Genomic DNA, 12657 nt, shown 5'->3' on the forward strand with positions numbered 1-12657 from the left:
ATTTCTCCTCAGGTGGTGCGCGTGAAAGGCAGCAGCAGCCAGCGCTCCAGCAGCAACGTGGCCTGGTAGGCGGCCAGGCCGAGCGCGGCGATGAGCACGAGCACCGCGAACATGCGCGCGGTGTCCATCGTGCCCTGCGCGGCGATGACGAGGGCGCCCAGGCCCTGGCTCGCCCCTATGAATTCCCCGACCACGGCGCCGACCAGCGCGAGCACCACGGCCACGCGCAGGCCCGCCAGGATGGAGGGCAGGCCGGAGGGCAGCTTCAGCCGCCACAGCGTCTGCCTGCGGGTCGCGCCCAGCATGCGGAACAGCTCCAGCCGCTCCGGCGCCACCTGCTGCAGCGCGGTGAGCGTGTTCTCCATCAAGGGGAAGAAGCAGATCAGCGCCGTGATCACGACGGTGGAGGTGATGCCGAAGCCGAACCACAGGACGAACAGCGGCGCCAGGGCCAGCTTGGGCACGACCTGGCTGGCGATGACGTACGGCATCAGCAGGCGGCGCAAGGTCGCGTGCTCGCCCAGCAGTATCCCTGCGGCGAACCCGAGACTGCTGCCGGCGACGACGCCCAGCAGCAGCTCCAGCGCCGTGGCGCGCAGGTGCGGCCAGAAGTAGCCACTGGCCAGGCCCTGCCACAGCGACGCCGCGACGGCGCTGGGCGGCGGCAGCACCAGCGCCGGCACGTGCAGGGTGCGGCAGGCGGCCTCCCATGCGAGCAGCAGCGCCGCCGCGAACAGCAGCGAGCCCGCACGCAGGGCCCAGTGCGTAGTCTTCATGCAGCCACCGCTTCGAGGTGCAAGGCGGCGCGCACCTGCGCACACAGGCGCGCGAACTCCGGGCTGTAGCGGACCTGCGCCTCCTGCCGTGGCAGCGCCACCGGGATCTCCTGCGCGATGCGGCCGCCCTCCACCACGTGGACGCGGTCGCCCAGGAACACCGCTTCGGCGATGTCGTGCGTCACGAACAGGACCGTCGTGCCGGTGGCGCGCGCCATCTGCAGCAGGTCGCGCTGCAGTTCCTCGCGCGTGATCGCGTCCAGCGCCGCGAAGGGTTCGTCCAGCAGCAGCAGCGAGGGCCGCAGGATCAGTGCGCGTGCCAGCGCGACGCGGCTCTGCTGGCCGCCGGAGAGCTGGCGCGGGTACTTGTGCGCGTGCGCCGCCAGGCCGAGTTGTTCCAGCAGGCGCTGCGCGCGCTCGCGCTCCTGCGCATTGGGCCGGTGGTGCAGGGTGACCGGCAGCAGCACGTTGTCGACGACGCGCAGCCACTCCAGCAGGTTGGGCGACTGGAAGACGAAGCCGATGTCCTGCGCCCGGCCATGGAACACAACGCGTCCCTGCTGCGGGACCAGCAAGCCGGCGGCCAGCTTCAGCAGCGTGGTCTTGCCGCAGCCGCTGCGGCCCACGAGGCAGTGGAAGGCGCCCTGCTCCAGGTCCAGGTCGGCGCCGTCCACCGTTGGCGGCCAGCCCGGGAAGGCGAAGCGCAGCTGCTGCAGCGAGAGCAGAACGCTCACGGCCGCTCCTCCTGCGCATAGGGTGCGAGCCGGTCGGCTGCGCGCTCGGCGGACGCCTCGATCTCCACCATGCGCACCAGGTCCGCCAGGTTGAAGCGGCCGTCGTGGTGCCAGCCGGCTTCCGGCGACGTCATCGCGCCCAGCGCCGCGATGCGGGTCACGCCGGCGTGCCCCAGCGCTTCGCCCAGCGCGAAGAGCTCGCGCGGATCGCAGGCCAGGCCGACCGTCTGCAGGAAGCGCGCGTGCGGCGCCACCAGCGGGACCACCGCCTCGAGCGTGTCGACGGCACAGACCAGGATGCTGCGCGCACCCGCCGTCGGCGCCAGCGGTCGCGGCTGCTCGCTGTAGGCGACGCACCAGGTCGCGTCCGGCGCACCCAGCAACTCGCAGCCTGCGTCGGACAGCGCGCGCAGTTCCTCGGACTGGCGCCAGCCGGAGACCGCCGCGGCCTCCTCCAGCCCCAGGGCCCGGCGCGGGAAGCGGTGCTGCAGTCCCGCCAGCTCCGCCGCCAGGTGCTGCGCGAACGCGCGCGGGTCCAGCCGCCCGCCGCGCTGCACGTAGAACTGGTGCGGCGAATAACAGCCTTGCTGCTCGTAGCGGGCGATGTCGTGCGCCGCCAGCCGCGCCGTCGCCGGCCCACGCTGCGCGTCGAGCGCCGCGCGGGACACCAGGCCGAACCCCAGCTTGTGGCCGTAGCCGAGGAAGCGCGTGCTCCCCGGCACCTGCGCGCGGACTTGCGCGATCGCCTCGTTGCCGCCATAGGCCAGCACGGTGTCGGCCTCGCTGAAAACCGCGCCGGCACTGGCCGCATCGCCGCCCTTCCACCAGACCACGGCAAGGCAGTCGGCCAGCGGCGGGTGCACCTCGGCCAGCAGGCGCGCCATGAGCGTCGCGAACACCGGCTCCGCGCTCGGCAGCTTGCCGATGTTGCCCGCCTTCACGAGCAGGCCGCAGGCGAGGCTCCACAGCGGCAGCGCGGGCACGTTGCCGGCCCAGCTGTGCACCAGCAGGCCGGGGCCGAAGGCGCGCACGAAGCCGCCCTTGGCCGCCGGCTGGAACTCGTCCAGCACCTTGGGATTGGCGAAGTCCTCGGCGACAAAGCGGTGCAGCTGCGGCGCGCGGAACGACTGCAGGAAACCGCCGAGCGCAAGGCGCACCATCTCCGGGTCGTAACCGCTCACGCGCGGCAGCATCGCCTGCGCCTGTTCGCGGTACGGGTCGCGCGCATCCAGCAGGCGCGCGATGGCCGCGTCGAGGATCTCCACGATGCGCGAAACCGGCAACGGCGCCAGGTGTCGGGCAGCTGCGGCCTTCACGCGGCGCGCCAGCGCCGCCAGTTGCCCGGGCTGCAGCACGGGCACGCGGACCTCCAGCCCGTCGAAGGGCAGGACCTGCCAGGCGACCTCGTGTTCGGCGAGGCCCGGGATGTGGCCGGCAGTCCAGGGGTTCACGATTGCGCCGCCTGCAGGAATTCGGCCACGGCGAGCGAGCAGCCCTTGGCCTGCGCACCCTCGGCCCGGCCCAGCAGCAGGAAGCCCGCGCCCTCGGCGACGCCTACGTCCTCAGTGAGGATGCTGGTGACGGCGTTGTAGTTCGCCAGGTCGCAGTGGACCAGCACGCCGCGTTCGCCGCGCGGCACCTCGCGCCCCGTCAGCGGATCCACCAGGCGCGAGCGGATCCAGTGCGGCCCGGTCTTGACGGAGGGCACGCGTACGTTGCCGTCGTCGTAGAGCTGCGTGCTCAGCTCGGTCATGCCGTACATGTTGATGCAGCGCGCGCGCGGCACGCCGAAGAAGGTCTCCAGGCTTGCGTAGAACTCCTCCAGCGGCAGCTCGCGCGAGTGGCCCTTGTAGCCGCCGGTGTCCAGGAGGCGGCTGCCTGGCGGCAGGCGCAGGCGTTCACCGCTTTCGCGCAGCGCGTCCACCAGGTGCACGAAGCTGTAGCTCGCCCCCAGCACGGCGCATGGCACGCCGCCGGCCTCGGCGCGCCGCAGCCATGCGAGCAGCCCCGCGCGGTCCATGCCTTGTGGCCCCACGAACCAGGCGCTGCCTTCGCCGCCGAAGTGGCGCACCGCCATGGCGAGGTAGTGCGCGAGCGAGGAATTGGGCAGCGCCTGTTCGTCGGGGAAGAGGATCGCCATCGGCATGCGCCCGGTGCCCTGGAGGAAGCGGCGCGCGAAGTTGCCCTGCCAGGAGGCATCCCACACCGCGATGGTGGGGTGGTAGTTGCGCCCCTTCACGTCGCCGCGGGTGGTGCCGCTGGTCATGAACACGCGCTCGGCCTGCTCCGGCGGGGTGCAGGTGAGGGGGACCTCCTTGAACGCGCTGATGGGAACGGCGGGCACGTCGCGCCAGCCCTTCACCATGCGCGGCGCGGCGCCCCGCAGTTGGCAGAAGCGCCGGTAGGCCGCGTTGTTCGCATGCTGGTGCGCGAACAGGCGCAGCGCCATCGCATCGAACTGCGCGTCGCTGCAGCCGTCCTGCGCGAGGAAGGCGAGCAGCGCCCGGACGATGTCTTCGTGCATCACAGCGGCCGCAGCTGCATGGGTCGCGGCGCGTACCCGTGGTTCAAGGGACCGCTGCCGCCGCCGGTGCGCACCCGCGCGCCCGCCTCCAGGGCGCCGCGCACGTAGGCGCTCGCGCGCGCCACCGCTTGCGGCAAGCTGGCGCCCAGCGCGAGGTGGCTCGCGATCGCGCTGGACAAGGTGCAGCCCGTGCCGTGCGTGTTCGGCGTGGCGATGCGGGGCGCGCGCAGCCACTGCGGCGCGGCGTCGCGCGCGAGCAGCAGGTCGCTGACCGTGTCGCCGGCGAGGTGGCCGCCCTTGACCAGCACCGCGCGCGCACCACGCGCGAGGAGCTCGCGTGCGGCGCCCTCCATGTCCGCTTCGCTGGCCAGGGGCCGGCCGACCAGCAGCGCCGCCTCGTCGAGGTTGGGCGTGACCACGGTGGCCAGGGGGAAGAGTTCGCGCACGAGCACGTCGATCGCGGCTTCGTCGATGAGCCTGGCGCCGCTGGTGGCGACCATCACCGGATCGAGCACGACGTGCCTGAGCGCGTGCCGCTGCAGGGCCGCCGCCACCGTGCGCACGGTGTCGGCCGAATGCAGCATGCCGATCTTCACGGCGTCGACGCCGATGTCCTCGACCACCGCATCGATCTGGTCCGCCAGCACCTGCAGCGGCACCGCATGGATGGAGCGCACGCCGCGCGTGTTCTGCGCGGTGAGGGCCGTGATGGCCGTCATGCCGAAGCAGCCGAGGGCGGAGAAGGTCTTGAGGTCGGCCTGGATGCCGGCGCCCCCGCCCGAGTCGGAGCCTGCGATGGACAGGACGCGGGGGTAGGAGAAGGCTGCGGTGCGGTTCAAGGGGGCTCCTTCGCGAGGCGTCAACAGCTCCGAAGGGTTTGCCCCCGACCGCGCGCGCGGGGTCAGGGTTGCAGCTCTCCTTCCGCCGGTCTGAACCGGTTCAAGTTCGCGGGTCTGGATCTCAGCACGTCTGCACGTACACCCCGGAGCTGCGGAGATTGTGGCACAGGTGGGGGGAAGCTGCCGACGCGACGGCGAACCCCACCGCCGGGCCTAGAACTTGGTGTAGCCCCCGTCGATCAGGAACTGCTCGCCCGTCGCATACGCCGAGGCCTTGCTCGCGAGATACACCGCGATGCCGCCGAAGTCCTCTGCCTGGCCCCAGCGCCGGGCCGGGATCCGCGGCAGCACGGCCTCGGCGAACCTGGGGTTCTGCACGGAGCGCTCGGTCATGTCGGTCACGATCCAGCCCGGCAGGATGGAGTTGACGCGGATCTGGTGGCGGGCCAGCTCCACCGCGAGCGCACGCACCATGGAGGTCACCGCGCCCTTGGAGGCGCCGTAGTGGCTGTTGCGCGCCGCGCCTTCGACGGCGGCCGTGCTGGCCGTGGCCACCAGCGAGCCGCCCTGCCCGTGCTGCGCCATGTGGCGGGCAGCCGCGCGGAACGTCAGGAACACGCCTTCGACGTTGACGCGCTGCACGCGGCGGAATTCCTCCAGCGTCATCTCGGTGAGGACCGTGCCCTTGCTGGAGACGCCCGCGTTCGCGAAGCAGCTGTCGACGCGCCCGAGCGCCTGGACGGACTCGCCGAAGGCGCGGTCGACCTGCGACTCCTCGCCCACGTCGCAGACGAAGGCGTGCACCCGCGCCGCGTCGCCGCAGTCCTGCGCCAGCGCGGCGCGCGCGCGTTCGGTCTTGTCCGGGTTGGAGCCCCAGATGGCGACGTTGGCACCGGCGGCGAGCAGCGCGCGCGCCATGCCGTAGCCGATGCCGCCGTTGCCGCCGGTGACGACGGCGCCGTGCCCGCTCAGGTCGAAGGGCTTGTACATGGCCTCACGCCTGCTGCGCGGCCAGCACCCTGCGCACCTGCGGCGCCGCGTCCAGCCGCGCCATGTGGTCCGCGACCCTGGGGAAGCGCTGGACGTCGACGCCATCGCCTTCGAGCCAGCGCGCGATGGTGTACAGGTAGAGGTCGCTGGTGCTGAAGCGCTCGCCGAGCACCCAGGGCCCCTGCAGCATCTTCTCCTCGATCAGGGTGAAGCTCTCCGCCATGGTCTGCGGCACCTTCTTCTTCATCGCTTCCAGCGCGGCCGTGTCTTGCGGGTCGACCCAGCGGTAGCCGCGGCCCTTGTGCGCGTGGTTCACGTGCACCGTGGAGCACAGGAAGGTGTTGAACTCGTTCATCTTCGCCAGCAGGAAGGCGTCGTCCAGCGGCGCCAGCTGCGCCGCCGGGAAGGCCTGCGCGACGTACTGCAGGATCGCGGGCGTTTCCGTGATCACGCCCCGGTCCGTGGAGAGCGCAGGGACGCGCCCTTTGGGATTGATGCGCAGGTACTCGGGCGAGCGCTGCTGCTGCTGCTTGAAGTCCAGCCGCACGGCCTCGTAGGGCGCGCCGGCGTATTCCAGCGCGAGGTGCGAGGCGAGGGCGCAGGTGCCCGGAGCGTAGTGGAAGGTGAGCATGCGCCCTCCTCAGGAGCCGATGGAGACCAGTTCGATGTCGAACACCAGCGTGGCGTCGGGCGGGATCACGCCGCCGGCACCGCGTTCGCCGTAGGCCAGCTGCGGCGGGCAGGTGATGCGCGCCTTGCCGCCGACCTTCATCAGCTGCACCGCCTCGGTCCAGCAGGGGATCACGCGGTTGAGCGGAAAGGACGTGGGCTGGCCGCGCTTGTAGGAGCTGTCGAACTCGCGGCCGTCGGGGAAGGTGCCGCGGTAGTGGACGGTCACCGTGTCCGTCGCCTTGGGCGATGCGCCGGAGCCGGTCAGCACGTTCTCGAACACGATGCCGCTGGGCGTCGTCGCGCGCGCCTTGCCGGTCAGCGCGGTCGCATTCGGCACGGTCGACGCGGCGGCGGGCGCAGTCGCCGCGGGCGGGTTGCTGGGGGGAGTGCAGGCGGCGACGCCGGCCAGCATGACGAGCGACCAGGCATGGGTGAGGAAGCGCATGTTCTCGGGCGTGAAGGGAAAGGACCGATTATGCGGGCCCTCCCTGCGCGCATTGCCGCCCGGTAACGCGGCGATACGCCCTTGGCGCCGGGGTCGTCCTTGCGGGCGCGTCGCCCCGCCTTCAAGCGGGCCGGCTGCGCACGATCGCGTCGAGCAGCAGGTGCGGGCGCAAGGGCTTGCTCAGGTGCAGGTCGAAGCCCGCCGCCAGGGTCTTGCGCTGGTCCTCGGCGCGCGCGAACGCCGTGAGCGCGATCGCCGGCAGGTGCGGGCTGCGCCGCTCGCGCTCGATCTCGCGCATGCGCCGCACCAGCTCGTAGCCGTCGCGCCCGGGCAAGCCGATGTCGCTGACCAGGACGTCGGGCCAGGCCTGCTGCAGCGCCTGCGGGGCGCTGTCGAAATCGCCCGCCGTGCGCACATGCACGCCGCGCTCGGCCAGCACCATCGTCATCATCTCGGTGGCTTCGCGGTCGTCCTCCACCAGCAGCACGTCCAGGCCCTGCAGCGCCTGCAGCCTGCTGTCCTCGGCATCGAAGCCGCTCTCCGCTTCCGGCGCCTCGCTCACGCCCGGCTCGCCCGGCTGCAGCGCCGGCAGCACCACCCGCATCGCGGTGCCCTGCCCTTCCCCCGCACTGTGCGCGCCCACCTCGCCGCCGTGCAGGTCCACCAGGTGCTTGACGATGGACAGGCCCAGGCCCAGGCCGCCGTGGCGCCGGTTGCCCGGCGCGTCGCTCTGCGTGAAGCGGTCGAACAGGTGCGGCAGGAACTCGGGCGTGATGCCTTGCCCGAAGTCGCGCACGACGAGCAACAGCGCGTCCGCCTCGCGCCGCAACGTCACCTCGATGCGGCCGTGTTCGGGCGAGAACTTCACCGCATTCGTCATCAGGTTCCAGAAGATCTGCTGGAAGCGCGCCGGGTCCAGCCAGGCCGGCGCATGGGCGCCCAGGAGGTCCGTTTCCACGTGGATGCGCTTCTCGTTGATCGGCCCGGCGAGCGCGTCGATCGAGTTCGCCACCAGCTCCGCCGGGTCCGTCCATTCGCGGTCCAGGTGCAACTTGCCCGAATTGATGCGCGACACGTCCAGGATGTCCGAGATGATGCGCGCCTGCGTCTTCACGTTGCGCTCGATCGCATCCAGCCCCTTCGCGCCCTCGGGCGTGATGCCGCGGCGCTTCAGGATGTGGACCCAGCCGATGATGGCGTTGAGCGGCGTGCGCAGCTCGTGCGACAGCACCGCGATGAAGTCGTCCTTGGTGCGGCTGTGCCGCTCGGCCACCTGGCGCGCGGCCTGCTCGCGCTCCAGCACGTCGCGCCGGCGCTGCTCGAGCTCGTGGCGCTCCGACGCATCGATCGCGATGGCGATGCGCACGCCGGGCTCCACGTGCGAGGACACGCTCCATTCCAGGTGCACGGGCCGGCCCGCGGCGTTGAGCAGCGGGAACTCGCCGCGCCAGGGTGCGCCTTCGCCGCCCCCCGTGGCGAGCTGCACGGTCACGGCCGCCTGCCACTCGGGCGGCACGAAGTCGCTGACGGGCCGGCCGACCAGCGCCTCGTGGCTGCGGCCGAGCAGCGCCAGCAGCGCCGGGTTCACGTCGGCGAAGCGGCCTTGCTCGTCCAGCAGGGCAATGCCGCTCTGCGCCTGGTCGTAGATGGCGCGGAAGCGCTGCTCGCTGCGGCGCAGGCGGTCTTCGGCCGTGCGCGCGCGGATCAGCGCCTGCAGCGTGGCCACCAGCACCGCCGGCTCCACGGGGTGGATCATGTAGCCGTCGGCGCCGGCGTTGAGGCCCGTGACCCGGTCCTCGTTGCGGACGTATTCGGCCGAGAGGTGCACGACCGGCAAGGTGGCCGTGGGCGGGTTGGCGCGGATGCGCCGGCACAGCTCGAAGCCGTCGATGTCGGGCAGGTGCACGTCCAGCACCACCGCCGACACGCCTTGCGCGATCAGCTCCAGCGCCTCCGCGCCGCTGCCCGCCTCCGCCGTGCGGAAGCCCGCGGCACGGATCACCCGACCCGTCGAATAGCGCGTCGCGGCGTTGTCGTCCACCACCAGCACGGTGTGCGCCGCGCGGTCGATGGTGGGGCTGATGACCTCCGCATCGATCATTCCGGCTTTGCACCCTCCAGTTGCACGGGCAGCGTGACCGAGAACACCGATCCCTTGCCCGGTTCGCTGTGCAGCGCGACGCTGCCACCGAGCAACTGCGCCAGCTTCCTGCTCAACGACAGGCCCAGGCCGGTCCCGCGCAGGCGCTTCTGCAGGGGCGACTGCACCTGCTGGAAGTCCTCGAAGATGGAGGCGTGGAACTCCGGCGCGATGCCGATGCCGGTGTCGGACACGGTGAACGTCACCATGCCGTCGCCCTCGAGCTTCGCCCCGACGCGCACCTCGCCCTTGGGCGTGAACTTCAGGGCATTGGAGATGAAGTTGCGCAGGATCTGCGACAGCTTGCGATCGTCCGTGAAGAGCTTGGGCACGTCCTGCGGCTCCTCGAACACGAGATGGACCGCGGGATTGGTCAGCACGGGCTTGAACATGCCGCGCAGCGCGGAGAACAGGTCCACCATCTCGAACCACGCGGGCGAGATCTCCACGCGCCCGGCCTCGACCTTCGCGAGGTCCAGCAGGTCGTCGACCATCTCCGCGAATTCCTCCGCGTTCTGCTGCACGAAGTTGACCTGGCGCTCCTGCTCCTCGGTGAGCGGGCCGTCGACGCGGTCCAGCAGCAGGCGGGTGATGCTGCGGATCGAGTTGATGGGCGTGCGGAACTCGTGGCTCATGTAGGCCAGGAAGCGGCTCTTGAGCTCGGTGGCCAGGCGCAGCTGTTCGGCCTGCGTGTCCAGCTCGGCGTAGAGCGCAAGCACACCCCGGTTGGTTTCTTCCAGCTCCGCGCGCAGGTCTTGTGATTCCTGGCGGCTTTCCGCCAGGGCAGCGTGCAGGTCGGCAGGGGTCTGGGACGTCTCGGGCGGCATGTCAGTCCTTGCGCCGGAGCACGGCGACCGTGGCGTCGTCGCGCCCCCGGCTATGGTCGCGCACCAGCAGGGCGGCGGCAAGTGCCGGATCGCGGCCGAGGACCGGCATCAGGAGTCCCGGCGGCCAGCGCGTCTCGATGCCGTCGGTGTAGACCACCAGCAGCGCGTGGGGCGGCCACGGGGTGACGGTCTCTTCCGGGCTGCGGATGGTGATCCCGGCGGTGCCGTGCTGGCACAGGATGGTGCGGTCGGAAACACCCGACACGAGGCGCGCCAGCACGTTGCCGGCGCCCGCGCTGCGCACGGTGCCCTCGGCGGCATCCGCCTGCAGCAGCATCACGGCGGCGCCGCGGGTGCGGCGCAGGGCCTGGTGGACGCGCTCCAGCGACTGGCGCGGAGCGGCGAACGGCTCCTGCGCGAAGGTCTCCATGGCCACGGCGGCCGCCTCCGCCGCATCGGGCCCGTGGCCCAGCCCGTCGACCACGAGCAGCGCGGAACGCTCGCCGTCGAGGGCGAAACTCCAGTCGTCACCGCACACCAGTTCGCCCGGGGCGGCGAGCGACACGGCCCCGATGCACGCGCCGCCCCCGGTCGCCCCGGCATCCGCGGCACGCACGCGCGCGACGACCACGGTGCCGTGCGGCACCGCCGTGTGCAGGTCGAAGGTGTCGGCCAGGCGGCGCACCGCGCCCAGCCCCGTGCCCGGCGTCCCGCCGGTGGAGAAGCCATCGCCCAGCGCCCGCTCGACATCGTGCATGCCGGGGCCGGCGTCCACCGCAAGGACCTCGACCTCGCGGCGGTCACGGCGCATCGAAAGCCACAGACGGCCCGCGCGCGCATGCCGCAGCAGGTTGGTGGCGAGCTCGGTCACGACCAGCGCCAGCCGCCCGGCCTCCACGTCGTCGAACGCGCACTCCGCCGCCAGCAGCGTCGCATGCCGGCGCGCCTCTCCCACGCGGCTCGGGTCTTCCATCGGGAGGGCCGTGTGGAGACTGCCGGCGATCATTTCCACCGGGTGATGCTCACGCGGGTGCCCTGGCCGGGCGTGGACTGCACGTCGAACTCGTGCACGAGGCGCTTGCTGCCCGGCAGTCCCAGGCCCATGCCGCCGCCGGAGGTCCAGCCATCGGTCAGCGCGAGCTTCATGTCCGGGATGCCCGGGCCGGTGTCCTCGAAGTGCAGGCGCAAGCCGCGCCGCACGCCGTCGTCGAGCAGCTCCCAGCGCATGTCGCCGCCGCGGCCGTGCACCACGGTGTTGCGGGACAATTCGCTGGCGGCCGTGATCATCTTGGTCTGGTCGACCAGGGAGAACTTCAGCTGCTGGGTGAGGACACGCACTTTCTGCCGGCTGGCCACGATGTCTTCCTCGGAACGCAGGGGCAGCGTCCCGTTGGCTTCTTCAGCGGGCAAATACCTTCTCCTTGCGGCTCTGCGCCAGCAGCTCCATGCCGCGTTCCACGTTGAGCGCGGTGCGCACGCCTTCGAGCGAAAGCCCCAGCTCGACGAGCGTGATCGCCACGGCGGGCTGCATGCCGACGACGACCGTCGTGGCATCCAGGATGCGCGAGATGCCGGAGATGCCCGCAAGCATGCGGCCGACGAAGGAGTCGACGATCTCCAGCGCGGAGATGTCGATCAGCACGCCCTTGGCGCCGCTGGTGGAGATCTTGTTGGCGAGGTCGTCCTGCAGGGCCAGCGCCATCTGGTCCTGCATGTCGACCTGGATGGTGACCAGCAGCGTCTGGCCCATCTGCAGGATCGGGATGCGGTTCATGGCTACCCCGCCGACCGCGCGCGGGTGACGGTGAAGCCCTGTTGCTCCATGGCCATCTGCAGCGCGTCCGCCAGGTTCGCCTTGGAGGCGATGCCCTGCAGGTCGATGCCCAGGTGCACGATGGTCTGCGCGATCTGCGGGCGGATGCCGCTGATGATGCACTCCGCGCCCATGAGGCGGATCGCGCTCACCGTCTTGAGCAGGTGCTGCGCGACCAGCGTGTCCACCGTGGGCACGCCGGTGATGTCGATGATGGCCAGGCGCGAGCCGGTCTCGACGATGCGCTGCAGCAGCGTCTCCATGACGACCTGCGTGCGCGCGGAATCGAGCGTGCCGATCATGGGCACGGCGAGCACGCCTTCGAACAGCTTGATGACGGGCGTCGACAGCTCCAGCAGGTCCTGCTGCTGGCGCTTGATGATGTCCTCGCGGGTCTGCTGGTAGGTGGTGACGGTGGACTGGGCCATGCGGTCCACCAGGGCCGAGATCGCCCACACGACCGCCATCTGCTGCTCGCCCTTGCCCGCCAGGTCACGCTGGACGACGGCGAACAGCGGACGCTTGAAGGCCAGCACGAACGCGCTGGTGTCGCCGGCGGACTGGCCTTGCGCGGCACGCGAGCGCGAAAGACCCTCCAGCGTCTGCCGCAGCGGTGCCCATGCGGGCTGCTGGAAGTTCTCCGGGTCGCCGCCGGCCTGCAGCGCCGTGCGCAGCGACTGCAGGATCTCTTCGGCTTCGCCGCGCATCGTCCGGCGGTTCGCGTCGGTCAGGCGCGCGGATGCGGACCCTGCCTCCTGAAGCCAGTCGGTCAGGACTTGTTGTTCGTGCCGCGCGAGGAGCTGCAGCACCGTTTCCGTTTCTTGGGACATGTTGTTGGGGGAGGCGAGGCTAGGGAGCAGGCATTATGGGAGTGCGGTCGAGCTAGTCCGTGTAGGA

At 71.4% G+C, this 12657-nt stretch carries 14 protein-coding genes; all 14 read right to left on the reverse strand.

Features of this window, described 5'->3' with window-relative positions:
- Positions 1–8: 8 nt before the first annotated feature.
- The 14 genes from AC3EGR_RS11265 to AC3EGR_RS11330 all read right to left on the reverse strand — a co-directional run bounded on the left by AC3EGR_RS11265 (position 9) and on the right by AC3EGR_RS11330 (position 12590).
- Positions 9–776 (reverse strand): ABC transporter permease, encoded by a 768-nt coding sequence (locus AC3EGR_RS11265; protein WP_488546571.1) that lies wholly within the window; start codon positions 774–776, stop codon positions 9–11.
- Complete coding sequence (locus tag AC3EGR_RS11270; RefSeq protein ID WP_488546572.1) at positions 773–1510, reverse strand: ABC transporter ATP-binding protein; 738 nt, start codon at positions 1508–1510, stop codon at positions 773–775. The genes AC3EGR_RS11265 and AC3EGR_RS11270 overlap by 4 nt, the downstream gene beginning before the upstream one ends.
- On the reverse strand, positions 1507–2961 hold the full coding sequence (locus AC3EGR_RS11275; protein ID WP_488546573.1) for an acyl-CoA reductase: 1455 nt from the start codon (positions 2959–2961) through the stop codon (positions 1507–1509). Before AC3EGR_RS11275 ends, AC3EGR_RS11270 begins: the two co-directional genes overlap by 4 nt.
- The gene (locus AC3EGR_RS11280; protein ID WP_488546574.1) at positions 2958–4034 is read right to left on the reverse strand and encodes a LuxE/PaaK family acyltransferase; all 1077 of its coding nucleotides are present in this window, start codon (positions 4032–4034) and stop codon (positions 2958–2960) included. Before AC3EGR_RS11280 ends, AC3EGR_RS11275 begins: the two co-directional genes overlap by 4 nt.
- Positions 4034–4873, reverse strand: coding sequence for a bifunctional hydroxymethylpyrimidine kinase/phosphomethylpyrimidine kinase (gene thiD / locus AC3EGR_RS11285; protein WP_488546575.1), 840 nt, complete (start codon positions 4871–4873; stop codon positions 4034–4036). Before thiD ends, AC3EGR_RS11280 begins: the two co-directional genes overlap by 1 nt.
- Positions 4874–5086: 213 nt before the next feature.
- Positions 5087–5863 carry an SDR family NAD(P)-dependent oxidoreductase gene (locus AC3EGR_RS11290; protein WP_488546576.1) on the reverse strand — a complete coding sequence of 259 codons (777 nt, stop codon included), beginning with the start codon at positions 5861–5863 and terminating at the stop codon, positions 5087–5089.
- Positions 5864–5867: 4 nt separating this feature from the next.
- A complete protein-coding gene (locus AC3EGR_RS11295) occupies positions 5868–6494 on the reverse strand; it encodes a glutathione S-transferase family protein (RefSeq protein ID WP_488546577.1) in 627 nt (208 codons plus the stop codon).
- 9 nt (positions 6495–6503) lie between these two features.
- On the reverse strand, positions 6504–6980 hold the full coding sequence (locus AC3EGR_RS11300) for an FKBP-type peptidyl-prolyl cis-trans isomerase (RefSeq protein ID WP_488546578.1): 477 nt from the start codon (positions 6978–6980) through the stop codon (positions 6504–6506).
- A 121-nt stretch (positions 6981–7101) separates the two neighbouring features.
- On the reverse strand, positions 7102–9081 hold the full coding sequence (locus AC3EGR_RS11305; RefSeq protein WP_488546579.1) for a hybrid sensor histidine kinase/response regulator: 1980 nt from the start codon (positions 9079–9081) through the stop codon (positions 7102–7104).
- On the reverse strand, positions 9078–9947 hold the full coding sequence (locus AC3EGR_RS11310) for a sensor histidine kinase (protein WP_488546580.1): 870 nt from the start codon (positions 9945–9947) through the stop codon (positions 9078–9080). The genes AC3EGR_RS11305 and AC3EGR_RS11310 overlap by 4 nt, the downstream gene beginning before the upstream one ends.
- Before the next feature lies 1 nt (position 9948).
- On the reverse strand, positions 9949–10953 hold the full coding sequence (locus tag AC3EGR_RS11315; protein ID WP_488546765.1) for an ATP-binding protein: 1005 nt from the start codon (positions 10951–10953) through the stop codon (positions 9949–9951).
- Complete coding sequence (locus tag AC3EGR_RS11320; RefSeq protein ID WP_488546581.1) at positions 10950–11357, reverse strand: anti-sigma regulatory factor; 408 nt, start codon at positions 11355–11357, stop codon at positions 10950–10952. Before AC3EGR_RS11320 ends, AC3EGR_RS11315 begins: the two co-directional genes overlap by 4 nt.
- Entirely contained in the window at positions 11347–11721 is a 375-nt protein-coding gene (locus AC3EGR_RS11325; RefSeq protein ID WP_488546582.1) for an STAS domain-containing protein, read from the reverse strand. Before AC3EGR_RS11325 ends, AC3EGR_RS11320 begins: the two co-directional genes overlap by 11 nt.
- 2 nt (positions 11722–11723) lie before the next feature.
- A complete protein-coding gene (locus AC3EGR_RS11330) occupies positions 11724–12590 on the reverse strand; it encodes an STAS domain-containing protein (protein WP_488546583.1) in 867 nt (288 codons plus the stop codon).
- Positions 12591–12657 lie beyond the last annotated feature (67 nt).

It is taken from the genome of Ramlibacter sp. G4-7 (assembly GCF_057784995.1).

Coding starts and splice junctions, on each gene's coding strand:
- AC3EGR_RS11325 (WP_488546582.1), bottom strand. CDS start 11,721: ATGAACCGCATCCCGATCCTGCAGATGGGCCAGACGCTGCTGGTCACC.
- AC3EGR_RS11330 (WP_488546583.1), bottom strand. CDS start 12,590: ATGTCCCAAGAAACGGAAACGGTGCTGCAGCTCCTCGCGCGGCACGAA.
- AC3EGR_RS11305 (WP_488546579.1), bottom strand. CDS start 9,081: ATGATCGATGCGGAGGTCATCAGCCCCACCATCGACCGCGCGGCGCAC.
- AC3EGR_RS11310 (WP_488546580.1), bottom strand. CDS start 9,947: ATGCCGCCCGAGACGTCCCAGACCCCTGCCGACCTGCACGCTGCCCTG.
- AC3EGR_RS11290 (WP_488546576.1), bottom strand. CDS start 5,863: ATGTACAAGCCCTTCGACCTGAGCGGGCACGGCGCCGTCGTCACCGGC.
- AC3EGR_RS11280 (WP_488546574.1), bottom strand. CDS start 4,034: ATGCACGAAGACATCGTCCGGGCGCTGCTCGCCTTCCTCGCGCAGGAC.
- AC3EGR_RS11300 (WP_488546578.1), bottom strand. CDS start 6,980: ATGCGCTTCCTCACCCATGCCTGGTCGCTCGTCATGCTGGCCGGCGTC.
- AC3EGR_RS11295 (WP_488546577.1), bottom strand. CDS start 6,494: ATGCTCACCTTCCACTACGCTCCGGGCACCTGCGCCCTCGCCTCGCAC.
- AC3EGR_RS11315 (WP_488546765.1), bottom strand. CDS start 10,953: ATGATCGCCGGCAGTCTCCACACGGCCCTCCCGATGGAAGACCCGAGC.
- AC3EGR_RS11265 (WP_488546571.1), bottom strand. CDS start 776: ATGAAGACTACGCACTGGGCCCTGCGTGCGGGCTCGCTGCTGTTCGCG.